This is a genomic window from Parvibaculum sedimenti, assembly GCF_009184905.1.
GTDB lineage: Bacteria > Pseudomonadota > Alphaproteobacteria > Parvibaculales > Parvibaculaceae > Parvibaculum > Parvibaculum sedimenti.
Genome location: NZ_WESC01000013.1, coordinates 67,417 through 88,700, shown reverse-complemented (window position 1 = coordinate 88,700; position 21,284 = coordinate 67,417). Strand labels below are relative to the sequence as shown.

The 21,284-nt window shown below is 60.5% G+C and carries 19 protein-coding genes; 12 read left to right on the top strand and 7 right to left on the bottom strand.

Annotated features, from left to right (window positions below):
- Position 1: 1 nt before the first annotated feature.
- The 4 genes from F2P47_RS14045 to F2P47_RS14030 all read left to right on the top strand — a co-directional run bounded on the left by F2P47_RS14045 (position 2) and on the right by F2P47_RS14030 (position 2,983).
- On the top strand, positions 2-889 hold the full coding sequence (locus F2P47_RS14045; RefSeq protein WP_152217009.1) for a hypothetical protein: 888 nt from the start codon (positions 2-4) through the stop codon (positions 887-889).
- Between the two features lie 49 nt (positions 890-938).
- Positions 939-1,556: a class I SAM-dependent methyltransferase gene (locus F2P47_RS14040; protein WP_152217008.1), complete on the top strand. Its 618-nt coding sequence runs from the start codon at positions 939-941 to the stop codon at positions 1,554-1,556.
- 23 nt (positions 1,557-1,579) lie between these two features.
- Positions 1,580-2,110 carry a flavin reductase family protein gene (locus F2P47_RS14035; protein ID WP_152217007.1) on the top strand — a complete coding sequence of 177 codons (531 nt, stop codon included), beginning with the start codon at positions 1,580-1,582 and terminating at the stop codon, positions 2,108-2,110.
- A 72-nt stretch (positions 2,111-2,182) separates the two neighbouring features.
- Positions 2,183-2,983 (top strand): ImuA family protein, encoded by an 801-nt coding sequence (locus F2P47_RS14030; protein WP_152217006.1) that lies wholly within the window; start codon positions 2,183-2,185, stop codon positions 2,981-2,983.
- A gap of 16 nt (positions 2,984-2,999) precedes the next feature.
- Here the strand turns inward: F2P47_RS14030 and F2P47_RS14025 are convergent, their stop codons facing one another.
- Positions 3,000-3,269 carry a hypothetical protein gene (locus F2P47_RS14025; protein ID WP_152217005.1) on the bottom strand — a complete coding sequence of 90 codons (270 nt, stop codon included), beginning with the start codon at positions 3,267-3,269 and terminating at the stop codon, positions 3,000-3,002.
- Between the two features lie 17 nt (positions 3,270-3,286).
- Positions 3,287-3,547, bottom strand: coding sequence for a hypothetical protein (locus F2P47_RS14020; RefSeq protein WP_152217004.1), 261 nt, complete (start codon positions 3,545-3,547; stop codon positions 3,287-3,289).
- Positions 3,548-3,694: 147 nt separating this feature from the next.
- Between F2P47_RS14020 and F2P47_RS14015 the strand changes: the two genes are divergently transcribed.
- From F2P47_RS14015 to F2P47_RS13995, 5 genes are all read left to right on the top strand, one after another.
- Complete coding sequence (locus F2P47_RS14015; protein WP_152217003.1) at positions 3,695-5,296, top strand: Y-family DNA polymerase; 1,602 nt, start codon at positions 3,695-3,697, stop codon at positions 5,294-5,296.
- 19 nt (positions 5,297-5,315) lie between these two features.
- Positions 5,316-8,591, top strand: a complete 3,276-nt coding sequence (locus tag F2P47_RS14010; RefSeq protein ID WP_281349294.1) for an error-prone DNA polymerase — start codon at positions 5,316-5,318, stop codon at positions 8,589-8,591.
- A 149-nt stretch (positions 8,592-8,740) separates the two neighbouring features.
- A complete protein-coding gene (locus tag F2P47_RS14005; RefSeq protein WP_152217001.1) occupies positions 8,741-9,745 on the top strand; it encodes an efflux RND transporter periplasmic adaptor subunit in 1,005 nt (334 codons plus the stop codon).
- 12 nt (positions 9,746-9,757) lie between these two features.
- Positions 9,758-11,008, top strand: coding sequence for an ABC transporter permease (locus tag F2P47_RS14000; RefSeq protein ID WP_152217000.1), 1,251 nt, complete (start codon positions 9,758-9,760; stop codon positions 11,006-11,008).
- Positions 11,005-11,703 carry an ABC transporter ATP-binding protein gene (locus F2P47_RS13995; protein ID WP_246176905.1) on the top strand — a complete coding sequence of 233 codons (699 nt, stop codon included), beginning with the start codon at positions 11,005-11,007 and terminating at the stop codon, positions 11,701-11,703. The genes F2P47_RS14000 and F2P47_RS13995 overlap by 4 nt, the downstream gene beginning before the upstream one ends.
- On the opposite strand, the gene F2P47_RS13990 is transcribed toward F2P47_RS13995, so the two are convergent.
- Entirely contained in the window at positions 11,700-12,875 is a 1,176-nt protein-coding gene (locus tag F2P47_RS13990) for a vWA domain-containing protein (protein ID WP_152216998.1), read from the bottom strand. The genes F2P47_RS13995 and F2P47_RS13990 overlap by 4 nt on opposite strands.
- A 149-nt stretch (positions 12,876-13,024) precedes the next feature.
- Complete coding sequence (locus F2P47_RS13985; protein ID WP_152216997.1) at positions 13,025-13,870, bottom strand: AAA family ATPase; 846 nt, start codon at positions 13,868-13,870, stop codon at positions 13,025-13,027.
- 291 nt (positions 13,871-14,161) lie between these two features.
- On the opposite strand from F2P47_RS13985, the gene F2P47_RS13980 reads away from it, so the two are divergent.
- From F2P47_RS13980 to F2P47_RS13970, 3 genes are read left to right on the top strand one after another with little or no spacing between them, the layout of a single operon-like run.
- Positions 14,162-15,589, top strand: a complete 1,428-nt coding sequence (locus F2P47_RS13980; protein ID WP_152216996.1) for a flagellar hook protein FlgE — start codon at positions 14,162-14,164, stop codon at positions 15,587-15,589.
- A gap of 42 nt (positions 15,590-15,631) precedes the next feature.
- Complete coding sequence (gene flgK, locus F2P47_RS13975; RefSeq protein ID WP_152216995.1) at positions 15,632-17,545, top strand: flagellar hook-associated protein FlgK; 1,914 nt, start codon at positions 15,632-15,634, stop codon at positions 17,543-17,545.
- Positions 17,546-17,547: 2 nt separating this feature from the next.
- Complete coding sequence (locus F2P47_RS13970; protein ID WP_152216994.1) at positions 17,548-19,032, top strand: flagellin N-terminal helical domain-containing protein; 1,485 nt, start codon at positions 17,548-17,550, stop codon at positions 19,030-19,032.
- A 73-nt stretch (positions 19,033-19,105) separates the two neighbouring features.
- Here the strand turns inward: F2P47_RS13970 and flaF are convergent, their stop codons facing one another.
- From flaF to F2P47_RS13955, 3 genes are all read right to left on the bottom strand, one after another.
- On the bottom strand, positions 19,106-19,462 hold the full coding sequence (flaF, locus tag F2P47_RS13965) for a flagellar biosynthesis regulator FlaF (RefSeq protein WP_246176904.1): 357 nt from the start codon (positions 19,460-19,462) through the stop codon (positions 19,106-19,108).
- A gap of 13 nt (positions 19,463-19,475) precedes the next feature.
- Positions 19,476-19,877: a flagellar biosynthesis repressor FlbT gene (gene flbT / locus F2P47_RS13960; protein ID WP_152216992.1), complete on the bottom strand. Its 402-nt coding sequence runs from the start codon at positions 19,875-19,877 to the stop codon at positions 19,476-19,478.
- A gap of 128 nt (positions 19,878-20,005) precedes the next feature.
- Entirely contained in the window at positions 20,006-21,112 is a 1,107-nt protein-coding gene (locus tag F2P47_RS13955; protein WP_152216991.1) for a flagellin N-terminal helical domain-containing protein, read from the bottom strand.
- Positions 21,113-21,284: the final 172 nt, after the last annotated feature.

Sequence of the window (21,284 nt, the reverse complement as noted above, 5' to 3'; positions counted from 1 at the left end):
CTTGCGAAAACGGGCCATGCTCAAGACCGAGATATATCTGGAAAAGAGCTTTGAGCTCTGGCCGGGCCTGTTGCGCTTCGCCATTACCGGCGAGGGAGCGTATGCGGCGCTCGACGCGGGATTCGATGCCGCCCGCGAGGTTGCCGCAACGCTGATGGTGGATGCAGAGCTCATCGCGAACGCTGGAGGCTCGCTCGATCTCCTGCCGCGTGGTCATGCGGGACGGCTGGCATCTGATGCGATGCGTGCGATGACGCAGGCTGTTCCCACGGCGCAGCCGTCGGATCTGCCGCCGCTGCTCGTCGCACTGCCGGGCGCTGTCTGTGATGTAGTTGCCGAGGCGATGAGGAATGCTGGATCTTGTGACACTGTCGTTGTCTCGCTCGGCGATGCGCTTTCCTTTCATGTCGAGGGTGGAGCGGTTCTGCCTGCTGACCTCTCGTTGCCGCTTGTGACCGGCGAATTCCTGCGCATGCTGGGCGAGGGGCGGTCGGGAGGGGTGGCACTTTCCGGCGCGCAGGCGCATTTCCCGACATCCGGCGTTGCCGACCGCGTTGTTCTTCAGGCGAAAAGTGCCGCGCTTGCCTCGCTCGCCGCCGCCTATATGGCGGACGGAATGACGGTGCCGGGGATGCCGCGCTGCAAGGAGCGGATTGCCGATCCTCTGGTCGCCCGCGCGGTCGAGGGACGGCCTCTCGCCGGCAATACTGGATTGCTCGCGCCGGAGACGATCTGGGACGCGCTGTCCGGTGGCATGAAGCGCGCGAGCCTGCTCCGCGAAAAGCGTCTGCTCCGGGCCGCTGCCCTTGCCCTCAAGGGGCGTGGCCGCACCCTCGGCCCTATAGATGGCAACCGCCTCCTGCGCTTCGGCGTTTCCGAGTGGCGCTGAGCGGCGCCCGCGCTCATAATCCCTGAAAACAAGAATGGGAGAGCGCGTCATGGGTTTTTACGAGAAACACGTCGTTCCGCACGTCATCAACTGCGCCTGTGGTTCGAAGCCGATCCGCTATCAGCGCAAGAAGGTGGTGCCTTTGGCGGAGGGGACGGTGCTGGAAATCGGCATCGGCACGGGACTCAATCTCCCTTATTACGATCCCGCCAAGGTGAAGAAGGTGATCGGTCTCGATCCCTCCGAAGCCTCGTGGAAGCTCGCGGGCGAGCGCGCGAAGGATCTGCCGTTTCCGGTCGAGTTTGTCGGGCTGCCGGGTGAAATGATCCCGCTCGACGACAGGAGCGTCGATACGGTGCTGGTGACTTTCAGCCTTTGCACGATCCCGGATCCTGTGAAGGCGCTCGAAGGCATGCGCCGCGTGCTGAAGCCGGGCGGCAAGCTCGTCTTCTGCGAGCATGGCGCAGCGCCCGATGCCGATGTGCTGAAGTGGCAGAATCGCGTCAATCCGATCTGGCGCGTACTCTTCGGCGGCTGCAATCTCAACCGGCATATTCCTGAACTTGTCGAGCGCGGCGGCTTCAGGATCGCTGATCTCCAGACCATGTATCTCCCCTCGACGCCGCGCATCGCCGGCTTCAACTATTGGGGCGTCGCGGAGGGATAGGTCTTCGTTTCGGGGTGATTGCCATGAAGGATCTACCCTTATCCAAGGTCTATCAACTACTCGAACCGGGACCCGTGGTCATGCTCACGACGGCGCGCAAGGGGCGCGCCAATGTGATGACGATGTCCTGGCATATGATGGTCGAGTTCGAGCCGCCGCTTGTCGCTTGCGTCGTCAGCGGCGCCAATTACAGTTTCGAGGCGCTCAGGGCGACGAAGGAATGCGTGATCGCCATTCCTGCGCGCAAGCTCGCATCGAAAGTGGTGGAGGTTGGCAATTCGTCGGGCCGCAGCATCGACAAGTTCGAGAGTTTCGGCCTGACGTCGGTGCAGGCGAGGAGTGTCGGCGCGCCGCTCATCAAGGAATGCTTCGCCAATCTCGAATGCCGCGTCAGCGATACGCGCGAGGTGAACCGCTACAACATGTTCATCCTCGAAGTGGTAAAGGCCTGGATCGATCCCGATCAGAAGCGGCCGAAGACGATCCATCATCATGGCTTCGGCAATTTTGTCGTCGATGGCGAGGCGATCCGGCTGAAATCGCACATGCGCTAGGCGGGGAGGCTGGTTGACTCGATGCTGATTGGCGAATAGAACATAACAAGAACAAACATAAGGGGCATTGCCATGTCCGGACCGGCCGCCGGGCCCATTGCCGAGTTGCGCGCCCGCATCGCTTCTTTCGATACGGCGAAGAGGGAAAGCTCCGCGCGCATGATTTCGCTGGGCGCGGCGTCGATCGAAGATGCACTGCCGATGGGGGGGCTCAGGCGCGATGCGTTGCATGAGGTGGCCGCCGCAACCTATGGCGACATGGCGGCGACGATGGGCTTCGCGACGGCGTTGGTCGCATGCTTTGCGGAAGCCTCGCCCATGGCGCCTGTTCTCTGGTGCGAGGGAAATCACGCGCCTTTCGATGTCGGCGGGCTTTATGGGCCAGGTCTTGCGGCTTTCGGCCTCGATCCCGCGCGGCTCGTCCTTGTTACGCCGCCCCGCGATGTGGAACTTCTATGGACGCTGGAAGAGGCGCTGCGGCTCGGTGCCTTCGCGGCCGTCGTCGGAGAGATAGATGCGGGTGCGCGCGCGTTTGACCTTACAGCGACGCGACGCTTGCAGCTCGCGGCGGAAGAGGGTGGCGCACCGGCCCTGCTTCTGACGGGGTATCAGAGCGCGGGCGCCAGTGCTGCCGCCACGCGCTGGCGCATTGCCGCCGCGCCCGGTTCGCCGGGCCTGCGTTTCGAAGGTCACTCTATGGAGCTAGTCGGCAGGCCGCGCTGGAAGGCGACGCTGGAGCGTTGCCGCGGCGCAGAGGGCGGCGCGGCCTGGCTCGTCGAATGGGATGTCGCTCGGCGGAAATTCTCGACGCCGGATCGCGAGCTTCACGCGGTTGCGACGCGAAGAGAAAGCGTGCTGGAACTGGCCGGATGATCGTCGCGGCACGTCGCTACCAATAGGGCCGGCCGTAGCGTGGTCCCCACCAGGGTGGCGGCATGGTATTGGCGCGATCGATGGCGCGGGTATTTTCTTCCTGTGCCCGGATCTCCTTGAGCTTCAGCATGCAATTGCCGAAGGCAGTCGTTCCGGACTTGAAACCGAGGCTCTGGCATTCATGTTCGTCGGCGGCTCGCTGGGCCGCGTCTTTCGCCGCCTGTTCCTCGGGGCTGACGCATGCGGCAAGCGTCATAAACACTGCCACCGCAAACCATTTACGCATTCACACCTCCTCAGGACTTAAAAGCCGTGAGCGACACCAACGCCCAGACCGAAGCTCACATTGGGCGATTGCGCGCCTTCGTTCTTGGCGCGGATTTCCTTCAGCTTGAGGCGGCAATTGCCATAGGCCTCGGTGCCGGGCTTGAAGCCAAGATCAATGCAGTTCTGATTGTCGATGGCATCAAGCCGCGCCTTTTCAGCGGCGGGGTCTGCACAAGCCGCTGCGAGCAGGGTGAAGCAAGCCAGAAAACCAATTCGTAAAGCGCGTCTGGACTTCATCTCGAACAGCCTCTCCTTGAATGAAATCTAATCTTAGCGTGAACGATGCGAAAGGACGTTGCGGGCAGTCAAAATTTTTGACTCGCCTTTCTGTTCGGAGGGGAGCAGATTTAAGTTCTTGTTTTGTTCTATTTGGATGGCGTGCCGATGATAGGGCGGCGACGGATCGTAGCGGTTTTTCTGCCGCATTGGCCGATGGATCGGTTCTTCAGGGCGCTGAGGGCAAAAGGCAGAAAGCCAGATCGCAGGCGTCCGCTCGCTCTTGCCATGTCGGCTCAAGGTGGCCCCCGAATTACCGCGCGCAACCGCGCCGCAGCGCAGGAGGGCGTAAATGAGGATCAGCTCGTCACCGACGCCACGGCGCTTTGCAGAAGGCTTGAAGTGCGTGACGCCGATCTGGCCGCCGATGCTGCTGCGCTGAAGAAGCTCGCCGACTGGTGCGGGCGCTACACGCCCTGGACCGCGCCGGATGCGAACGGGTTGGGTGTCGAGCCTGACGGCATTCTCATGGACATAACCGGCTGCGATCATCTCTTTGGCGGCGATGCGGCGCTGCTCGACGATCTGGTCGCGCGTCTCAGGGGTTTCGGCATCGCTGCGCGGGCGGTCGCGGCGGCAACGCCCGGCGCGGCTTGGGCGCTTGCCCGCTTCGACGAAAGGCAGGTCTTCGTTCTGCCCGCAGGCGAGGAGGAGCACGCGCTTAAAGGTCTGCCCATCCGCGCCTTGCGGCTCTCACACGACATTTGCGACGGGCTCCACCGGCTCGGCCTGAAGCGGGTGGGCGATCTTTATGGGCGCCCCCGCGCGCCCCTCACCGCGCGCTTCGGCCCTGATGTCGCTCGCCGTCTCGATGAGGCGCTGGGGCGCACGGCAGAACCCATTTCCCCCGAAATGCCGCTGGTGCCTTTTCGAGCGCGGCTTCTTTTCGCCGAAGGGCTGACCCGCATCGAGGATATCGAAACGGCGGTGGAACGCCTTGCCGTCGAACTCTGCGATCTGCTGACGCGCGACCTGAAGGGCGCGCGGCGGCTCGAACTTCTTCTCTTCCGTGTCGATGGGGAAGTCTCGCAGCTTCTCGCCGGCACTAGCGCCCCCTCGCGCGAGGCGAAGCATCTCGCGCGCCTCTTCCGCGAGAAGCTGAAACAGGTTGGAGACGATTTCGATGCGGGGTACGGCATTGAGGCGCTGAGCCTCGCGGCACTCGCTGTCGATGCCATGTCGCCTTCGCAAGCCGCACTGTCAGATGAAGATAGTGGCGAGCGGAACATCGATGCGCTGATCGACAGGATCGGCAATCGTCTCGGACCTTCGCGCGTGCGTCGACTGCGGCCTTGCGCGAGCTACATTCCCGAACGCGCCGTTGCGACCGTGCCCGCGATGAGTGGGGCGCTGCCGCCCACGTCCATCATATCGCCCAATGACTGGCGCATTCCGGAATTGCAGAAACTCGACGGCGTGGTGGGTCGCCCCCTGCGCATGCTTGCCTGCGCCGAACAGATCGAGGTGACGGCCGAAGTGCCGGAAGGTCCGCCGCGCAGCTTCCGCTGGCGCCGTGTCCTGCATCACGTCGTGCGGTCGGAGGGACCGGAACGCATCGCGCCTGAATGGTGGCGGCGCGATGGCGAACGGACGCGCGATTATTACCGCGTCGAAGACAAGGATGGTCGCCGTTTCTGGCTCTATCGCGACGGTCTTTATCAGCGCGATACCGAAATGCCGCTCTGGTATCTGCATGGGATTTTCGGATGAAGATGATGAGGAGAGAAAAGTGATCCGCTTTTCCCGCAAGGGCGGTTTTGCCGAACTTGCCGTGATGACGAATTTCAGTTTCCTGCATGGCGGTTCCCATGCGGACGAACTGGTGCTGGCTGCGAAGGCGCTGGGCCTCAAGGCCATCGGCGTCGCGGATCGCAACACGCTGGCGGGTGTGGTGCGTATGCATGCATCGGCGAAAGCGAATGGCATGCGTCTTCTCGTTGGCACACGGCTGGTGACGGAGGATGGGTTCGAGGTCATCGCCTATCCGGAGGATCGCGCCGCCTATGGCAGGCTGACGAAGCTTCTCACTCTCGGCAACAGACGCGCGAGGAAAGGAGAGTGCCACCTGACGCTCGGCGATATTCTTGCCCATGGCGAAGGGCATTGCTTCATCGCCATGCCGCCTGTCGATCTATCGCTGAAATTCGGCGATGTGCTGAGGGTGCTGGCAAAGGCGTTTTCGGGCTCGGTCTGGCTTGGGCTGGCACCCGGATATGACGGCAACGACGCGCGGCGTTTCAGCGGGCTTGAACGCCTCGCGCGCGATGCTGACGCGAAGCTGCTTGTGACCAATGATGTGCTCTATCATGGGCCCGAGCGCCGGCCTCTACAGGATGTGCTGACCTGCATCCGCGAACATTGCACATTGGAGACGGCAGGCTTCCGCCTCGAAGCCAACGCCGAGCGCCATCTGAAATCCGATGCGGAAATGACGCGGCTTTTCCCGCATGCGCCGGAAGCGCTCGACGAAAGCCTGAAGATCATGGAGCGCTGCCGCTTCTCGCTCGATGAACTTAAATATGAATATCCTGCAGATACATTCTCGGAAAATGAGACGCCACAGGATCTACTCATCCGGTTGACGTGGGAAGGAGCGGCTTGGCGCTTTCCCGACGGTGTGCCGGAGAGGATTTCTGCGACGATCGCGCATGAACTCGCGCTGATCGAGGAGATGCGCTACGCGCCATATTTCCTGACCGTGCATGATATTGTCAGCTATGCCCGAAGTCAGGACATTCTTTGTCAGGGGCGTGGATCGGCGGCGAATTCCGCCGTGTGCTATTGCCTCGGCATCACTTCTGTCGATCCAACCGAAATCGATCTTCTCTTCGAGCGCTTCGTCTCGAAGGACAGGAACGAGCCGCCAGATATCGACGTCGACTTCGAGCATGAGCGCCGCGAAGAGGTGATCCAGTATATCTATAATAAGTATACTAGGGAGCGTGCCGGCATCGCGGCCACTGTCATCAGCTATCGTTCGCGCAGTGCAATTCGCGATGTCGGCAAGGTGTTCGACCTTTCAGAAGACGTCATCAATGCGCTGGCGCGTTCGACATGGGGCTGGTCCAATCGTGGCGTGTCGGACGGGGATGCGCGCGAGACGGGCCTCGACCCCACGGATCCACGTCTCGAAATGGCGCTGGCGCTCGCAGCCGAACTCATCGGCTTTCCGCGTCATCTTTCGCAGCATGTGGGCGGCTTCGTCATTACCAAGGGGCCACTCGAAGAAGTAGTGCCTATCGGCAATGCGGCGATGGAGAAGCGGACTTTCGTCGAATGGGACAAGGACGATCTCGATACGCTCGGCATTCTGAAGATCGATGTTCTGGCGCTGGGCATGCTTTCCTGCATCCGCCGTGCCTTCGACCTTCTTGACGAGCATTACGGTATCAAGCTCAACCTTGCGACAGTGCCTCAGGACGATGTCGCGGTCTATGACATGCTCTGCAAGGCCGACAGCGTCGGCGTCTTTCAGGTGGAGAGCAGGGCGCAGATGTCGATGCTGCCGCGCCTCAAGCCCCGCAATTTCTACGATCTCGTCGTCGAAGTCGCGATCGTGCGGCCGGGGCCCATTCAGGGCGGCATGGTGCATCCCTATCTGAAGCGGCGCGAATATCCGGATGAGGTGACATATCCGTCGCCAGAACTGGAAGACGTTCTGAAGAAGACGTTGGGTGTGCCGCTCTTTCAGGAACAGGCAATGAAAATGGCCATCGTCGCTGCGGGCTTCATGCCGGGCGAGGCCGATCAGTTGCGCCGCGCCATGGCCGCTTTCCGCCGCGTCGGAACCATCGGGAAGTATCGAGAGAAATTCATCAGCGGCATGATCGGCAACGGATATGACGCGGATTTTGCGGAGCGTTGCTTCAAGCAGATCGAGGGCTTCGCCGATTACGGCTTCCCGGAGAGCCATGCCGCGAGCTTCGCACTGCTCGTCTATGTCTCCGCCTGGATCAAATGCCACTATCCGGATGTCTTCTGTGCAGCGATCCTCAATTCGCAGCCCATGGGTTTCTATGCACCGGCGCAGCTCGTCCGCGACGCTCGCGAACATGGCGTGGAAATGCGTGCTGTCGATGTGAACTCCAGCGATTGGGATTGCACGCTCGAAGCAGTACCGGAAAAGGCGCTTCGCGCCGTGCGGCTCGGCATCAGACAGGTGAAGGGCGTGCAGGGCGAGACGGGCGAGAAAATCATGGAGGTGAGAGGGAAGGGGTTCGACTCCGTTCGCCATCTCTGGCTCCGGACCGGACTTGCTCCTCGCGTCATCGAAAAGCTCGCCGATGCGGACGCTTTCCGCTCGCTGGGGCTTGACCGGCGCGCGGCGCTCTGGGCCGTGCGTGGGCTTGGCGGATATGGCGACGGACAGAGCGGCGTGAAACCCGCGGCTTTGCCGCTTTTCGCAGCGCTCGAGGAAGGAGGCTTCCAGCGCGAGGAGGAAATGCAGCTTCCGACCATGCCGCTTGGTGAACATGTCGTGCTCGACTATGCGACGATCCGTCTGTCGCTCAAGGCACATCCGCTCGCTTTCCTGCGCAACAGGCTGAGTGCGCGCGGCATCGTCGCGCATTCGCGGCTGACAGAAATCGATGCCAACGCGCGGGTGAAGCTTGCGGGCCTCGTCCTTGTGCGCCAACGGCCTGGAACTGCGAGTGGCGTCATCTTCGCGACGTTGGAGGACGAGACGGGCATTGCCAATATCATCATCTGGCCGCGAACCTATGAGCGCTACCGGCGCATCGTACTGACGTCGCGGCTCCTTGCCGTGAAAGGCCGTGTGCAGAGGGAGGGGGCGGTCGTTCATGTGATCGCCGACGAACTAGAGGACCTGACGCATGAGCTGTCGGGTCTGTCATCGCTGGGAGAGATCGGCAATGCCAATCTCTCCCATAACGATCATGTGAAGAATGCTTCGCCCGACGCGCGCCAGAGGAAGCTTGCAATGGCCGAGGAGCAGCAATTGCGCGCAGCGCGCTTCCTGCCCAAAAGCCGGGATTTCCACTGAATGATCTTGGTTGTTTATGATTTCGGGCCGGATTTGGTCCTGGAGGGGTATATTCCATAGGTAAATCGCCGGACTGGCAGGACAACCCTTCGCCCGGCTAACTTGGCGTGGAAGAATGAACCGGATTTGCGGCAGAACGGGACTTCGTCTTGCAGAATAAGATGATCTGGATCGGCGCCATTGCCGCCCTGACCCTCGCTATTGGTGCATTCCTTTTCCTGCGTGCGCCTTCCGTCGTGGTGGTGAAGCCCGAGCGGGGCCTTGCGATCGAAGCGGTCTATGCGACGGGTACCGTTGAGCCGCATATTTATGCCGAAACAGGATCGAAGATTTCAGGCCGCGTCATCGAATTGAAGGTGAGGGAGGGCGACCACGTCGCGGCGGGCGATATCCTGGCTGTCATCGATCTTGGGGAAGACGCGGCGAATGTCGATCAGCTTCAGGCGAAACTGAGGCTGGCAGAAGCAGATGCGGTGAGGGCGAGGAAACTCCGGCGTTCCGGCAATGTCAGCGTCGCTGCACTCGATCAGGCTGAAAGCGTTTTTGGTGCCGCCGATGCCGAGCTCAAATCGGCAAAGGCGAGGCTTGAGGATCATTACATTCGCGCGCCGATTGCGGGCGTGCTTCTTCGCTCCGAGCAGCAGCTCAAGATCGGTGACATGGTGCAGCCGCAACAGACACTTTTCATCGTCGGCGATCCTTCCGCGCTCCAGATCGACGCCGAGGTTGATGAGGAAGACATCACCAAGGTGAAACCGGGGCAGGAGGCCCTGATCCGCGCCGACGCCTTCAATGGGCAGGTGCTCAACGGCAGCGTCGCCGACATCACGCCCTATGGAGACCCCGTGGCGCGGACCTATCGTGTTCACATCGCGCTTCCCTCGGACACGCCGTTGCTTTCGGGTATGACGACGGAAATCAACATCGTGGTCCGCAAGCAGGAAAATGCATTGCTCGTTCCAGTTTCGGCCCTCTCAGGCGGCACGGTATGGACGATCGTCGATGGCCGCGCGGTGCAGCAGAAGGTCGAACTCGGCGCTGTCGCCAAGGACAAGGCCGAGATCAAATCGGGCCTCAGCGACGAGGCCACCGTCATCCTGAATCCGTCATCGACGCTCAAGCCCGGCGCCCGTTTGCGCGTCGGATCGTCATAGGCGGAGAATCGTATGTTCTGGCGCGTCGCTCTTTCCATCGCGATTGCCCAGCTTGCCAATCGGCAGCGGCAAACGCTTGTCTCGGTTCTGGGCGTTGCCCTCGGCGTCGGCTTTTTCATCGCGACGTCGTCGATCATGTCGGGGTCCGAGAAGGACTTTACGCAACGCCTCGTCAACAATGCGCCGCACATCACCATCAAGGACGAGTTTCGAAATCCGACAACGCAGCCCGTCTTTCTCGCCTATCCCAAGGGAGCAATCTCGCTCGTGCGCACCAAGCCGCGCGAATATCTGCGTGGCATCAAGAATTATGGAGCGAAGGTCGAGGAACTGTCGCAGCGCAGCGGCGTCATAGCAGAGGCTGCGCTGACGGGGCAGATCATCGTGCGCTACGCCAACAAGGATGTGAGCGCCTCGGTTGCTGGCATCGATCCAGCCAAGGAGAAGTTTCTCACTCAGGTCGAAAGCGACATGCGCGAAGGGAGTCTCGATCGGCTCAAGACGACGGCGGACGGTATCGTCATCGGCTCCGGCATGTCGCAAAAACTCGGCCTCAGGATGGACGACCTCGCGACCGTCATCGCGCCTTCGGGTCTCGTCAAGCGCATGAAGGTCGTCGGCATATTCCATGTCGGGAACCTCCTGCTCGACGAGGGGCAGGTCTATGTCCTCCTGAAGAACGCGCAGGTCCTGCTCGACAAGGCGTTCATCGCGAACCAGATACGCATCAAGATACCAAATCCCGACGATGCTGAAACTTTCGCCGCTGGCCTGGAGGCGCGCTGGGGTTATCGCGCCGAGTCGTGGCAGGAAGTGAACCGCGATATTCTCGGTCTCTTCGTGATCCGCAACGCCATCACCTATTCGATCGTCAGTGCGATCATGGTTGTCGCCGCGTTCGGCATCTTCAATATCATTTCGACTGTGGTCATGGAGAAGCGGCGCGACATTGCCATCATGATGTCGATGGGATTTCACGCCTTCGATATTCAGCTCATTTTCCTCATTCAGGGTGTGCTGGTCGGCATTCTCGGGATGCTGCTCGGTTGGGGGATTGGCCGAGGCCTGCTCGAAGCCGTCTCGACACTCAAGTTCACCGTGCCGGGCATGTCGGAGCGGCAAGGCTTCGTTCTCGACTGGAGCTTTCGCCCCTATGCGATAGGCGGGCTTTTCGCGCTGGCAGCTGCAGTCGTGGCCGCATGGTATCCGGCGCACAAGGCTTCGGAAGTCAGGCCCGTCGACATCATCCGGGGGGCCGCGTGAGCGAAGCGCCGGTGGTCGTCGAGACGCGAGGCGTCACGCGCATCCTTCAGGAGGCGGTGCCGGTCACCCTTGTGCGCGACATCGACCTGTCGGTGAGGAAGGGCGAATTCGTAAGCATCACCGGTCCCTCCGGCTCCGGCAAATCGTCGCTCCTCTATCTCCTTGGCCTTCTCGACGTGCCGACGGAAGGCGAGGTGATGATCGACGGGCAACCGACGAACGGCCTCGATGCGAATGCGCTGGCGGCGATCCGGCTACGGAAGATCGGCTTTGTTTTTCAGTTTCACTTCCTGCTGCCGGAATTCGATGTGCTGCAGAACATCATGCTGCCGATGCGCAGGCTCGGCACACTTTCGGAAAGCGAGATGAGAGAGCGGGGGATGACGCTTCTGGCTGGTCTCGAAATGGCCGATCAGACGACAAAGCGTCCCGACCAGCTATCGGGCGGTCAGCGCCAGCGCGTCGCCATTGCCCGCGCGCTGGCGAACGATCCGCTGATCCTTCTCGCCGACGAGCCGACCGGCAATCTGGACAGCAAGAACAGCAAGATCGTTCGGGACATTTTCGCCCGGCTGGTGAGCGAGCAGGGAAGGACCGTCATCGCGGTCACGCACGAGACGGATTTTGCGGCCGCGACCCAACGCAATGTGCATCTGGTCGACGGCCGCATCGTGAAGGATGAGCGGCGGAGTTAGCGGCTCAGTTCCCGCATGGCCTTGTCGAGGCCTTCCAGCGTCAGCGGATACATGCGCTCCCCCATGATCTGCTTGAGGATCTGGAGAGAGGGCGTGTATTCCCAGTGCTTTTCGGCAATGGGGTTGAGCCAGACGCAGCTTTCATAAATCTGCGTCACGCGCTCCATCCAGAGTCCGCCGGGTTCTTCGTTCCAATGTTCGACGGAGCCGCCCGCATAGGTGATTTCATAGGGCGACATGCTGGCGTCGCCGACGAAGACCACCTTGTAGTCGGCCGGGAACTTGTGGAGCACATCCCAGGTCGACATCTTTTCATTGTGGCGGCGCTTGTTGTCCTTCCACACGCCTTCATAGAGGCAGTTGTGGAAGTAGAAATATTCCATGTTCTTGAATTCGGTGCGGGCCGCCGAAAAAAGCTCCTCGCAGAGCTTTATGTGGCTGTCCATCGAACCGCCGATGTCGAAGAAGACGAGCAGGTTGATCTTGTTGCGCCGCTCGGGGACCATCTTGATGTCCAGATAGCCGTGATGAGCGGTCGAGCGGATCGTGTCGTCGAGATCGAGTTCCGTTGGCGCGCCTTCGCGGGCAAATTTGCGCAGGCGCCGCAGGGCAACCTTGATGTTGCGTGTGCCGAGTTCGACGGAGTCGTCGAGGTTCTTGTATTCGCGCTTGTCCCAGACCTTCACGGCTTTGCCGTGGCGGCCTTCCTTCTGGCCGATGCGGACGCCCTCAGGATTGTAGCCATAGGCGCCGAAGGGGGAGGTGCCGCCCGTGCCGATCCATTTGTTGCCACCTTCGTGGCGCTCTTTCTGCTCTTCGAGGCGCTTCTTCAGCGTCTCCATGATCTTTTCCCAGCCGCCGAGCGCTTCGATCTGCGCCTTCTCTTCTTCGGTCAGGAATTTTTCGGTGAGCTTGCGCAGCCACTCCTCGGGGATTTCGGCGGTCTGGCCTTCGTTCATCAGATCGAGGCCCTTGAAGACATGGCCGAAGACCTGGTCGAACTTGTCGAGGTTGCGCTCGTCTTTCACCAGGGCTGCGCGGGAGAGATAATAGAAGTCCTCGACCTTGCGATCGATGACGTCCGAATCCATCGCCTCAAGCAGCATCAGGTATTCGCGCAGCGAGACGGGAACGTTCGCTTTTTTTAGTTCGTGGAAGAAGTGGACGAACATGAGAGTTCTCCAGATGCGTTCGGAGCAATCCAAATCTATTTGCCTCGTCATTGCCAGGCTTGACCCGGCAATCCAGCGCCGCTTGCTCCGTGCCTGCGGCCTTGGATCCCCGGGTCAAGCCCGGGGATGACAGGGGTAGGCGATGATCGTCAGTTCCGCTCGCGGCGCGCGAGAAACGCGAGGCGCTCAAAGAGATGCACGTCCTGCTCGTTCTTCAGCAGAGCGCCGTGGAGCGGCGGGATCAGCTTCGACGGGTCCTTCTCGCGCAGCGCTTCGAGAGAGATGTCTTCCGAGAGCAGCAGCTTGAGCCAGTCGATGAGTTCCGACGTCGACGGTTTCTTCTTCAAGCCCGGCACTTCGCGGATCTCGTAGAAGATGTTGAGCGCGTCCTGAACGAGCTTGCCCTTCAGCCCCGGGAAGTGGACATCAATGATCGCGCGCATCGTGTCTTCGTCCGGGAACTTGATGTAGTGGAAGAAACAACGGCGCAGGAAGGCGTCCGGCAGTTCCTTTTCGTTGTTCGACGTGATGATGACGATGGGACGCTGGCGGGCCTTGATCGTTTCGTTCGTCTCGTAGACATAGAACTCCATCCGGTCGAGCTCCTGCAGGAGGTCGTTCGGGAATTCGATGTCAGCCTTGTCGATTTCGTCGATGAGAAGGACGGGGCGGGCGTCACGCTCAAAGGATTCCCAGAGCTTGCCCTTGCTGATGTAGTTCCTGATGTCCTTCACGCGCTCGTCGCCAAGCTGGCTGTCGCGTAGACGGGTCACCGCGTCATATTCATAAAGGCCCTGATGCGCCTTGGTCGTCGACTTGATGTTCCAGGTGATGAGCTCGGCATTGAGCGCCTTGGCGACTTCCTCGGCCAGCACTGTTTTGCCCGTGCCCGGCTCGCCCTTTATGAGGAGGGGGCGCTGCAGCGTGATCGACGCATTGACGGCGACGCGCAGATCTTCGGTGGCGACGTAATTCTCTGTACCTTCGAACTTCATGGGAACCGGCTTCCTCTCCCCGGGGCGCGTTGGCGCGCTCCATATATGGCAATGGCAGAACGGGCACGAAACTAGGGCCTCGTCTCGAGGCATTCAAGAAAAAGGCCGTCGGGGACCTCATCAGCCATGAGCATCTGCCCGGCAGGAATTGCCGGTGGGGGTCAAATCTACCCGTCGAACACGCGTTTTAATATAAGCAAGCCATTGATTCCATTGAATTTATGATCTGGCCCGCTCCTTGCTCCCTTAAGCGCCGAACGATCCATTTGCGATTTCGGCAGGAGATAGGCGATGAGTTTCTTCGGAGCGATGAGCACCGCGGTCACGGGTATCAAGGCCCAGTCCAGTGCACTGGGCTACATCTCGGACAACATTGCCAATAGCCAGACGACCGGCTTCAAGAAGACCGAGGCAAGCTTCCTTGACATCGTGACGGTCGCGACGGCGACGAACCAGCAGCCGGGCGCGGTGATGGCCCAGCCGAAATACACCAACAGCGTGCAGGGGACCATTTCCTCGACCTCGGTCGCAACCAACATGGCCATCAACGGCAACGGCTTCTTCGTCGTCTCCAAGTCCGTGGGCAATGCCGACAACAGCCCTGTGTTCCAGGATGTGAACTACTACACCCGCGCCGGCGACTTCTCGATGGACAAGAATGGCTATCTGAAGAACAGCAGTGGTTACTATCTGCAGGGCACGCCGATCGACCCGACATCGGGCAATCTGGTGGGCGATGCCACAGGCGTTGTCCAGATCAATCAGGGTTTCCTCGCGGCCCATGCCACGTCGTCGATCAACTATCAGGTCAACCTGCCGAGTACGCCGACGACGTCCAACTACGACACGACGGTCGCGGGCAGCGAACTCCTGCAGACCTCTGCGGAAAAGACCTCGGGCACAGTCTTCCACAACGATCCGACCAATACTTCTGGCACGCCTGCGACTGACGGCGTCATTCAGGCTCAGGACGAAGCGGCCTTCCTCAATCGTTCGGTCACAGGTGGTTCGGTGACAGCCTATGACTCGCAGGGCACGGCGGCTTCCGTTCAGCTCCGTTGGGTCAAGGTCGACAATGCGAGTGGCGATGGAAGCGGTTCCACGCCCGGCACGGAAACGTGGCAGCTCTTCTACAAGTCCGATGACAGTGCCACCGGCACGAACGCCAAGTGGACCAATGTCGGCCAGAACTACACCTTCGACTCCGCCGGCAACCTGAACCCGCCGGTCGCCTCGACGACCATCAACAATCTGACGGTGAATGGTGACGTTATCGGAAATGTCACCCTCTATCACGGCAATGGGGGCGTCACGCAATATGCCGATACGAGCGGCGCCGTAACGGTCAACAAGATCGACCAGGATGGATATGCGGCAGGCAATCTCGTGAGCATCGCGGTGACGGATAACGGCCGTATCGCGGGCACCTACTCGAACGGCAAAACGGTCGATCTTTACCAGATCGGCGTCGCGCATTTCAACAACCCGGACGGGTTGCAAAAGGTCGATGGTGCGGCCTTCGCCGCGACTGAGGCGTCCGGTCAGGCGATTGCCGGCGGGAGCGGGTCTGTCGTCGGCTCTGCGCTGGAAGATTCGAACGTCGATCTTTCCGATGAGTTCTCGAAGCTCATCATCGCGCAGCAGGCCTATTCGGCGAATACCCGTGTCATCACGGCGGCGGACTCGCTGATCCAGGAAACGCTGAATATGAAGCACTAAGCGGCGCTTCAACAATCGGGTCAGTAGGCAGGAATTTCTTCCATGAGCCTTAGTTCGGCGATCGGCACGGCACTCTCGGGGCTCAATGCGAGCCAGGCAGGGCTTGATCTCGTCTCGCGCAACATCGCGAATGCGAATACGGCCGGCTATACGCGGAAGGTCCAGCAAACGACGACCCAGATGGCCGGGAGCCAGGGCATCGGCGTTACGCAGCTCGCCGACAGCCGTCTGGTTGACAGCTATCTGCTTCAGCAGATGCGCACTGAGTCTGCGTCTACATCGTTTCTGAACGTCTATAATAATTTCATGACGCAGATCGACTCGTCCTTCGGCTCGCCGAATAGCGACAGTTCGATCTCCGGAGCGGTATCGACCTTCGAGACCAAACTGCAAGCGGCTGCGACGACGCCCGACGACGACGCGGCGCGCCAGACACTGATTAACAGCGCGACGACACTCGCCTCAAAGCTCAACAGCGCTTCGACCCAGGTTCAGAACCTGCGGAAGCAGGCGGAGCAGAGCATTGCCGATGGCGTCTCGCAGGCAAACAGCCTGATGCAGTCGATCGCGAAGCTCAACACGCAGATCGCCCAGACAAAGGCGAGCGGCCAGTCCACAGGTGATCTCGAGGATCAGCGGGACACGGCGATCAATTCGCTTTCGAACCTCATGGGTGTGAAGACTGTCGAGCGCGACGACGGCACTGTCGCGGTCTTCACCACCGGCGGCCAGCTTCTCGTCGATAATGCGGCGGCGCAGCTTTCCTTCGACCAGCATGCGAATCTCGACGCTGGTTCGACCTATAGCGCGGATCCGACCAAGCGGTCGGTCGGCACGATCACACTCAATCAGGGCACGACATCGGTTGACCTGATCGCTTCGGGCGCCATTCAGTCGGGCTCCATCGCCGCCTATGTCAAGCTGCGCGACACGGATTTGCCGCAGGCCCAGGCGCAGCTCGATGAACTGGCAAGCCAGCTCGCGCTGTCCCTGTCCTCCGACAAGGTGTCCGGCACCGCAGCCTCGGCGAGCGTGGGCACGGGAACGGGCTTTGACCTCGACCTCAACCCCTTCGTTTCGGGCAACACCACTGGCGCAACCGGTACGCAGATTAATTTCAGCTATACGGACGGCACGGGCACACACAATGTCTCGGTCGTGCCGGTATCTGATCCTTCGCTGCTTCCGCTTTCGAACAATGCGACGACAAATACAGGCGATGAAGTCGTCGGCGTTTATGTCGACCCCAATGCGAGCGCCAGCACACAGATGGCCGGCATCGTTTCGGCGTTGCAGGGCGCGCTGCCGTCCTCGCTGGTCGTCTCGAACCCGAGCGGCAATACGCTCAGCATCCTGGACGACGGTACGTCGTCAGCGAGCGTCAGTTCGGCCTCGACGAATGTGGTCGAGAACGCGGATACGCTGAAGGATGGGTTGGGGAGTGGTCTTTCGCTCTTTGTCGACGGCAATGGGCAGAAGACCTATACGGGCGCCATCGGTACGCCGTCGCAGATCACAGGTTTCGCTGGCCGCATTCAGGTCAATTCCGCTATCGCCAGCGATACAACGTCGCTTGTTCTTTACCAGACGGGCACGGATATCGGCGACGATACGCGGCCGAACGAACTGCTGAGCCGCTTGACCGACGCAAGCCGCGTCTATTCGCCGACGACCGGCATCGGCAGCGCGTCGACGCCTTATAGCGGCTCGATCGACGCCTTCGCACGGCGCGTGATTACCTATCAATCGTCCCAGGCGACGAGCGCGACTGCGAATTATACGGCGCAGAAGGCGACTTCAGACACGTTGCAGTCGAAGTTCGACAGTGAGACCGGTGTCAGCGTGGACCAGGAGATGTCGAACCTCATCGTTCTTCAGAACGCCTATGCCGCCAATGCGCGGGTTATCACGACCATACAGGAGCTGTTTCAGACGCTCCTGAGCATCGGACGCTAGTCATGCAGATTTCTTCCCTGTCTCAATCCACGGCGATGAAGAACAGCATCGCGAACATTCAGACGCAGCTTGCCGATCTGCAGCAACAGTTGACGTCGGGATACAAGGCAGACACCTATGCCAAGCTCGGCTCGGCGACGAGCCTCGTGCTTTCGCTGAACAATCAGGTCAGTCAGTCGAACAGCTACATCGACACGATCAACACGGTTCAGCTGCGTATTCAGACATCGGCGGATGCGCTCACCAGCATCAACAGCATGGCGTCGAGCGTGAAGACGGGGAGCCTCACCTCATCGTTCGACCTGAGCGCCGGCACGGGAACTCAGACGAGTTTCCAGACGACTGCCGGCGCCTATCTCGACCAGATGGTGAGCCTGCTCAACCAGAGCGTCGCTGATCGGTATCTTTTCGGTGGCAAGGACACGCAGACGACGCCCGTTGTCTCGACCGACCTTATGCTGAATGGCGATACAGCGCATGCGGGCCTCAAGACCGTGATTGCGGAGCGCGCCAAGGCCGATCTCGGCGCCGATGGCATGGGCCGCCTCTCAACGAGCGCTCCGACAGCGGATTCCGTTTCACTCACCGAGGATTCGGGCGTATTCGGCTTCAAGCTGTCGTCGGTCAGTTCCAATCTGACGGGTGCGACGGTGACCGGCCCCGCCGGCTCGCCTGCATCGCTCAACGTGCAGTTCGGCGCGACGCTTCCGGCGGATGGCGATACCATCTCGGTCGATCTGGCCTTGCCCGATGGCACGACCACGACGGTCAAACTGGCGGCGACCACGAAGAATCCGGCCGGGGCCGGGCAGTTCACCATCGGCGCCGATGCCGCGACGAGCGCAGCGAATTTCCAGTCTGCGCTCACCGCCTCCATCAAGAGTGAAGCGGGCTCGACGCTCAAGGCAGCTTCCGCCGTCCAGGCTGGCAACGACTTCTTCGGCAATCCGCCGCAGCGCGTCAGCGGTAGCGATCCATATACTGCGACGGCGCTGCAGGACGGCACGACAACTGACACGGTCTTCTGGTATCAGGGCGACACGAGCGGCGCCGCGGGCGACAATTTCGTTGCCACCGTGGGGGACGGGCAGCAGATCGCCTATGGCGCCCGCGCGGACCAGAGCGCCATCGTCACAGCACTGAAGGCTGCGGCCGTTATTTCGGTCGTTCAGTATGACGCCACGGATACGAATGCCGCGGCTTCCTACTCGGCGTTGACGCAGAGAACCGCGACGGCCCTCAACTACAAGGGCACGCAGTCGATCGAAGGTGTAGTCACCAAGCTTGGCCTGCAATCATCCAATCTCGACGCCACCAAAACGAGCCTTCAAACGCAGATCGCGACGAGCCAGAGCCTGCTCGGCGACAATCTGAATGCCAATGACTATGAGGTTTCGACAAAGCTCACGACATTGATGACCCAGCTTCAGGCGAGCTACCAGATCACCTCGTCACTCTCGAAGCTCTCGCTGGTCACCTACATGTGACGCGTCGGACTAGTTCCTGAAACGAAAAAGGGCCCGGAAAACCGGGCCCTTTTTCGTGGTGGGGATCGAACGTTCAGCTTGCTGCGGCGAGGGGCAGATCCGGCTTTTGCAGCAGACCGGCAGCGATCTGTCGATTGATGTTGATAAGCGCATCGAGAAGACGCGCTTCGGGCTTGCCTTGGAGCTCAAGCGTTCGATTGAAGATGAAGATGGCGAGGTTTGCGATGTTCTGTTTGATCTCGCGCGGAAGAGGGTGATCCATCTCCGCGGCGGAGGTCGCATAGACCGTCCAGATCTTCCGGTTGTAGAGGAGGGCGTCCGCCAATTCGTGGCGATCGTGGTCTTCCCAATTGTCGCGCAGTCGCTGGAAGCGGCTGGCAGCCTTGAGCAGGATCGACGCATCGAATTCCCGCGGGTCGGCGACAACCATCGTCGCCGTTTGATTATAGGCTTGGTGATGTCTTTGCATTGTTGAGGAGTGTCCCCTCGTATTCGATGAGCTTTTTGGCTTCCTTCAAGCCTTTATACATTTCACCCGTTAAGATTTTACTGTTTACGGCCTCAATATAGGGCGCGGTGCTCGGCGCGGCGCGCAGCACATCGTCGATCAACTGGAAATAGAGCGGGTGATGCTGCTTGGGGTCCACCGAGAGATACATCATCTGGAGCACGATATAGATCTTCTTGCAGGGCGTGTCGGCATCCTCGAGCCGCAGGATGTCCTTTTCGCGCAGGATGGGGGCGTCGCCTTCAACGAAGAGCCGTGTGCGCTGGTCGTCATTGGTGATGACGCTGTCGCCGAGGATGAAACGCTCTCCCGGCTTGAGTTCGACTTTGAGGGCCATGGCTTTTCCTTGGGCGGCAAGAACCAGAATCAACGCTGATCCTAGCTTAATCGCCGTTTGCGCGTTTCAAAAGGAAACGGCGGGGGCTTTCGTCCCCGCCGTCGGTATCTGGTCAGGAAGAGGCCGTATCAGAAGAGCTTCGTGATGCTCTGGTTGGCCTGGTTCGAGATCGACAGAGCCGTGGTCGCGAGCGACTGGCGGGTCTGAAGGGCGAGCAGGTTCGCGGCTTCTTCATTCGAGTCCGCAAGGGTCAGGTTCGAAGCGCCGGTCTGGAGCGTCGAGATCATGCTCTTCGTGAACGACTGGCGGTTCTGCACGACCGACAGGTTGTTACCGAAGGCGGTCGACTGGGCGCGGAGCGTCGAGGTGGCCGCGTCGAGCTTGGAGATCGTGGCATTGACGCCGGTCTTGTCGACCTTGCCCGCCGAGCTCCAGTCGCTCTGGGCCACGCTCGAAAGATTGAGACCGGTCGAGGACACATCCTTGCCAGCGATGTCGAGCTTGCTCGAACCGCTTTCGTTGAAGGTCACCGAGAGGCTCGAACCGCTCTGAAGCAGGTTGACGCCATTGAAGCCCGCGTCGTTGGCCTGCTGGTCGATCTGCTGGAGCAGGTCGTTGTACTGCTTCACGTAGGTCGCGGTGTTATTGACGCCATTGTCCGACGTCGTGGCGGAGAGGGTGTGCTTCGTGTCCGCAACGTCCAGCTTGTCGCCCGAAGCGGCGCTGATAACCAGCTTCCCGCTGGAGTCGACCGAAGCGGAGATACCGGCACCCTTGGCGCTGGTCGACGCGTTGATCGCGGATGCGGCCTGGCTCACCGTGGCGCCGGAAGCGATCGTGACCGACGCAGCGGTGGCGCCTGCGACCGAGAGCGTGAGGGTCGAGCCGCTGGCGGCGGCGAAAGAGGTCGTCAGCGTCGTCGCCGTGTTGGATGCCTGGAGCGCCTGGTTGGCCGTCGATTTGGCCTGAGCGACAAGCTTCGTGATTGCGTCGATACCCGTGCTCGCCGCATTGATCGTCTGGACGGCGAGGCCCATGCTATCCTGAAGCGTGGAAAGGTCCGAAGCGCGGTTGTTCAGGCCCGATGCCGTGAAGTAGGAGTTCGGATTGTCGACGGCGCTGTTGACCTTGTTGCCCGTGGCGAGACGGTTGTTGGTCGTGGCCATCATATCGGCGGTGTTCTGAAGGGTCAGAAGGTTCTGACGAACGCCGGACGAAAGCGAAATTCCGCTCATTGTATTTTTCCTTTCCTAGGAACGAATGTCGTGGGCTCTTCCTGAGCTCGCGAGGACTATGCGCCCGAGGTCTTAAGACCCGGTAAAATGCTCCAAAAAATTTCTCCGATTTTTCAAAAAAAGAAGCGGGACCCCGAAGAGCCCCGCTGGTTTGTCTATTAGAGAGATGGTG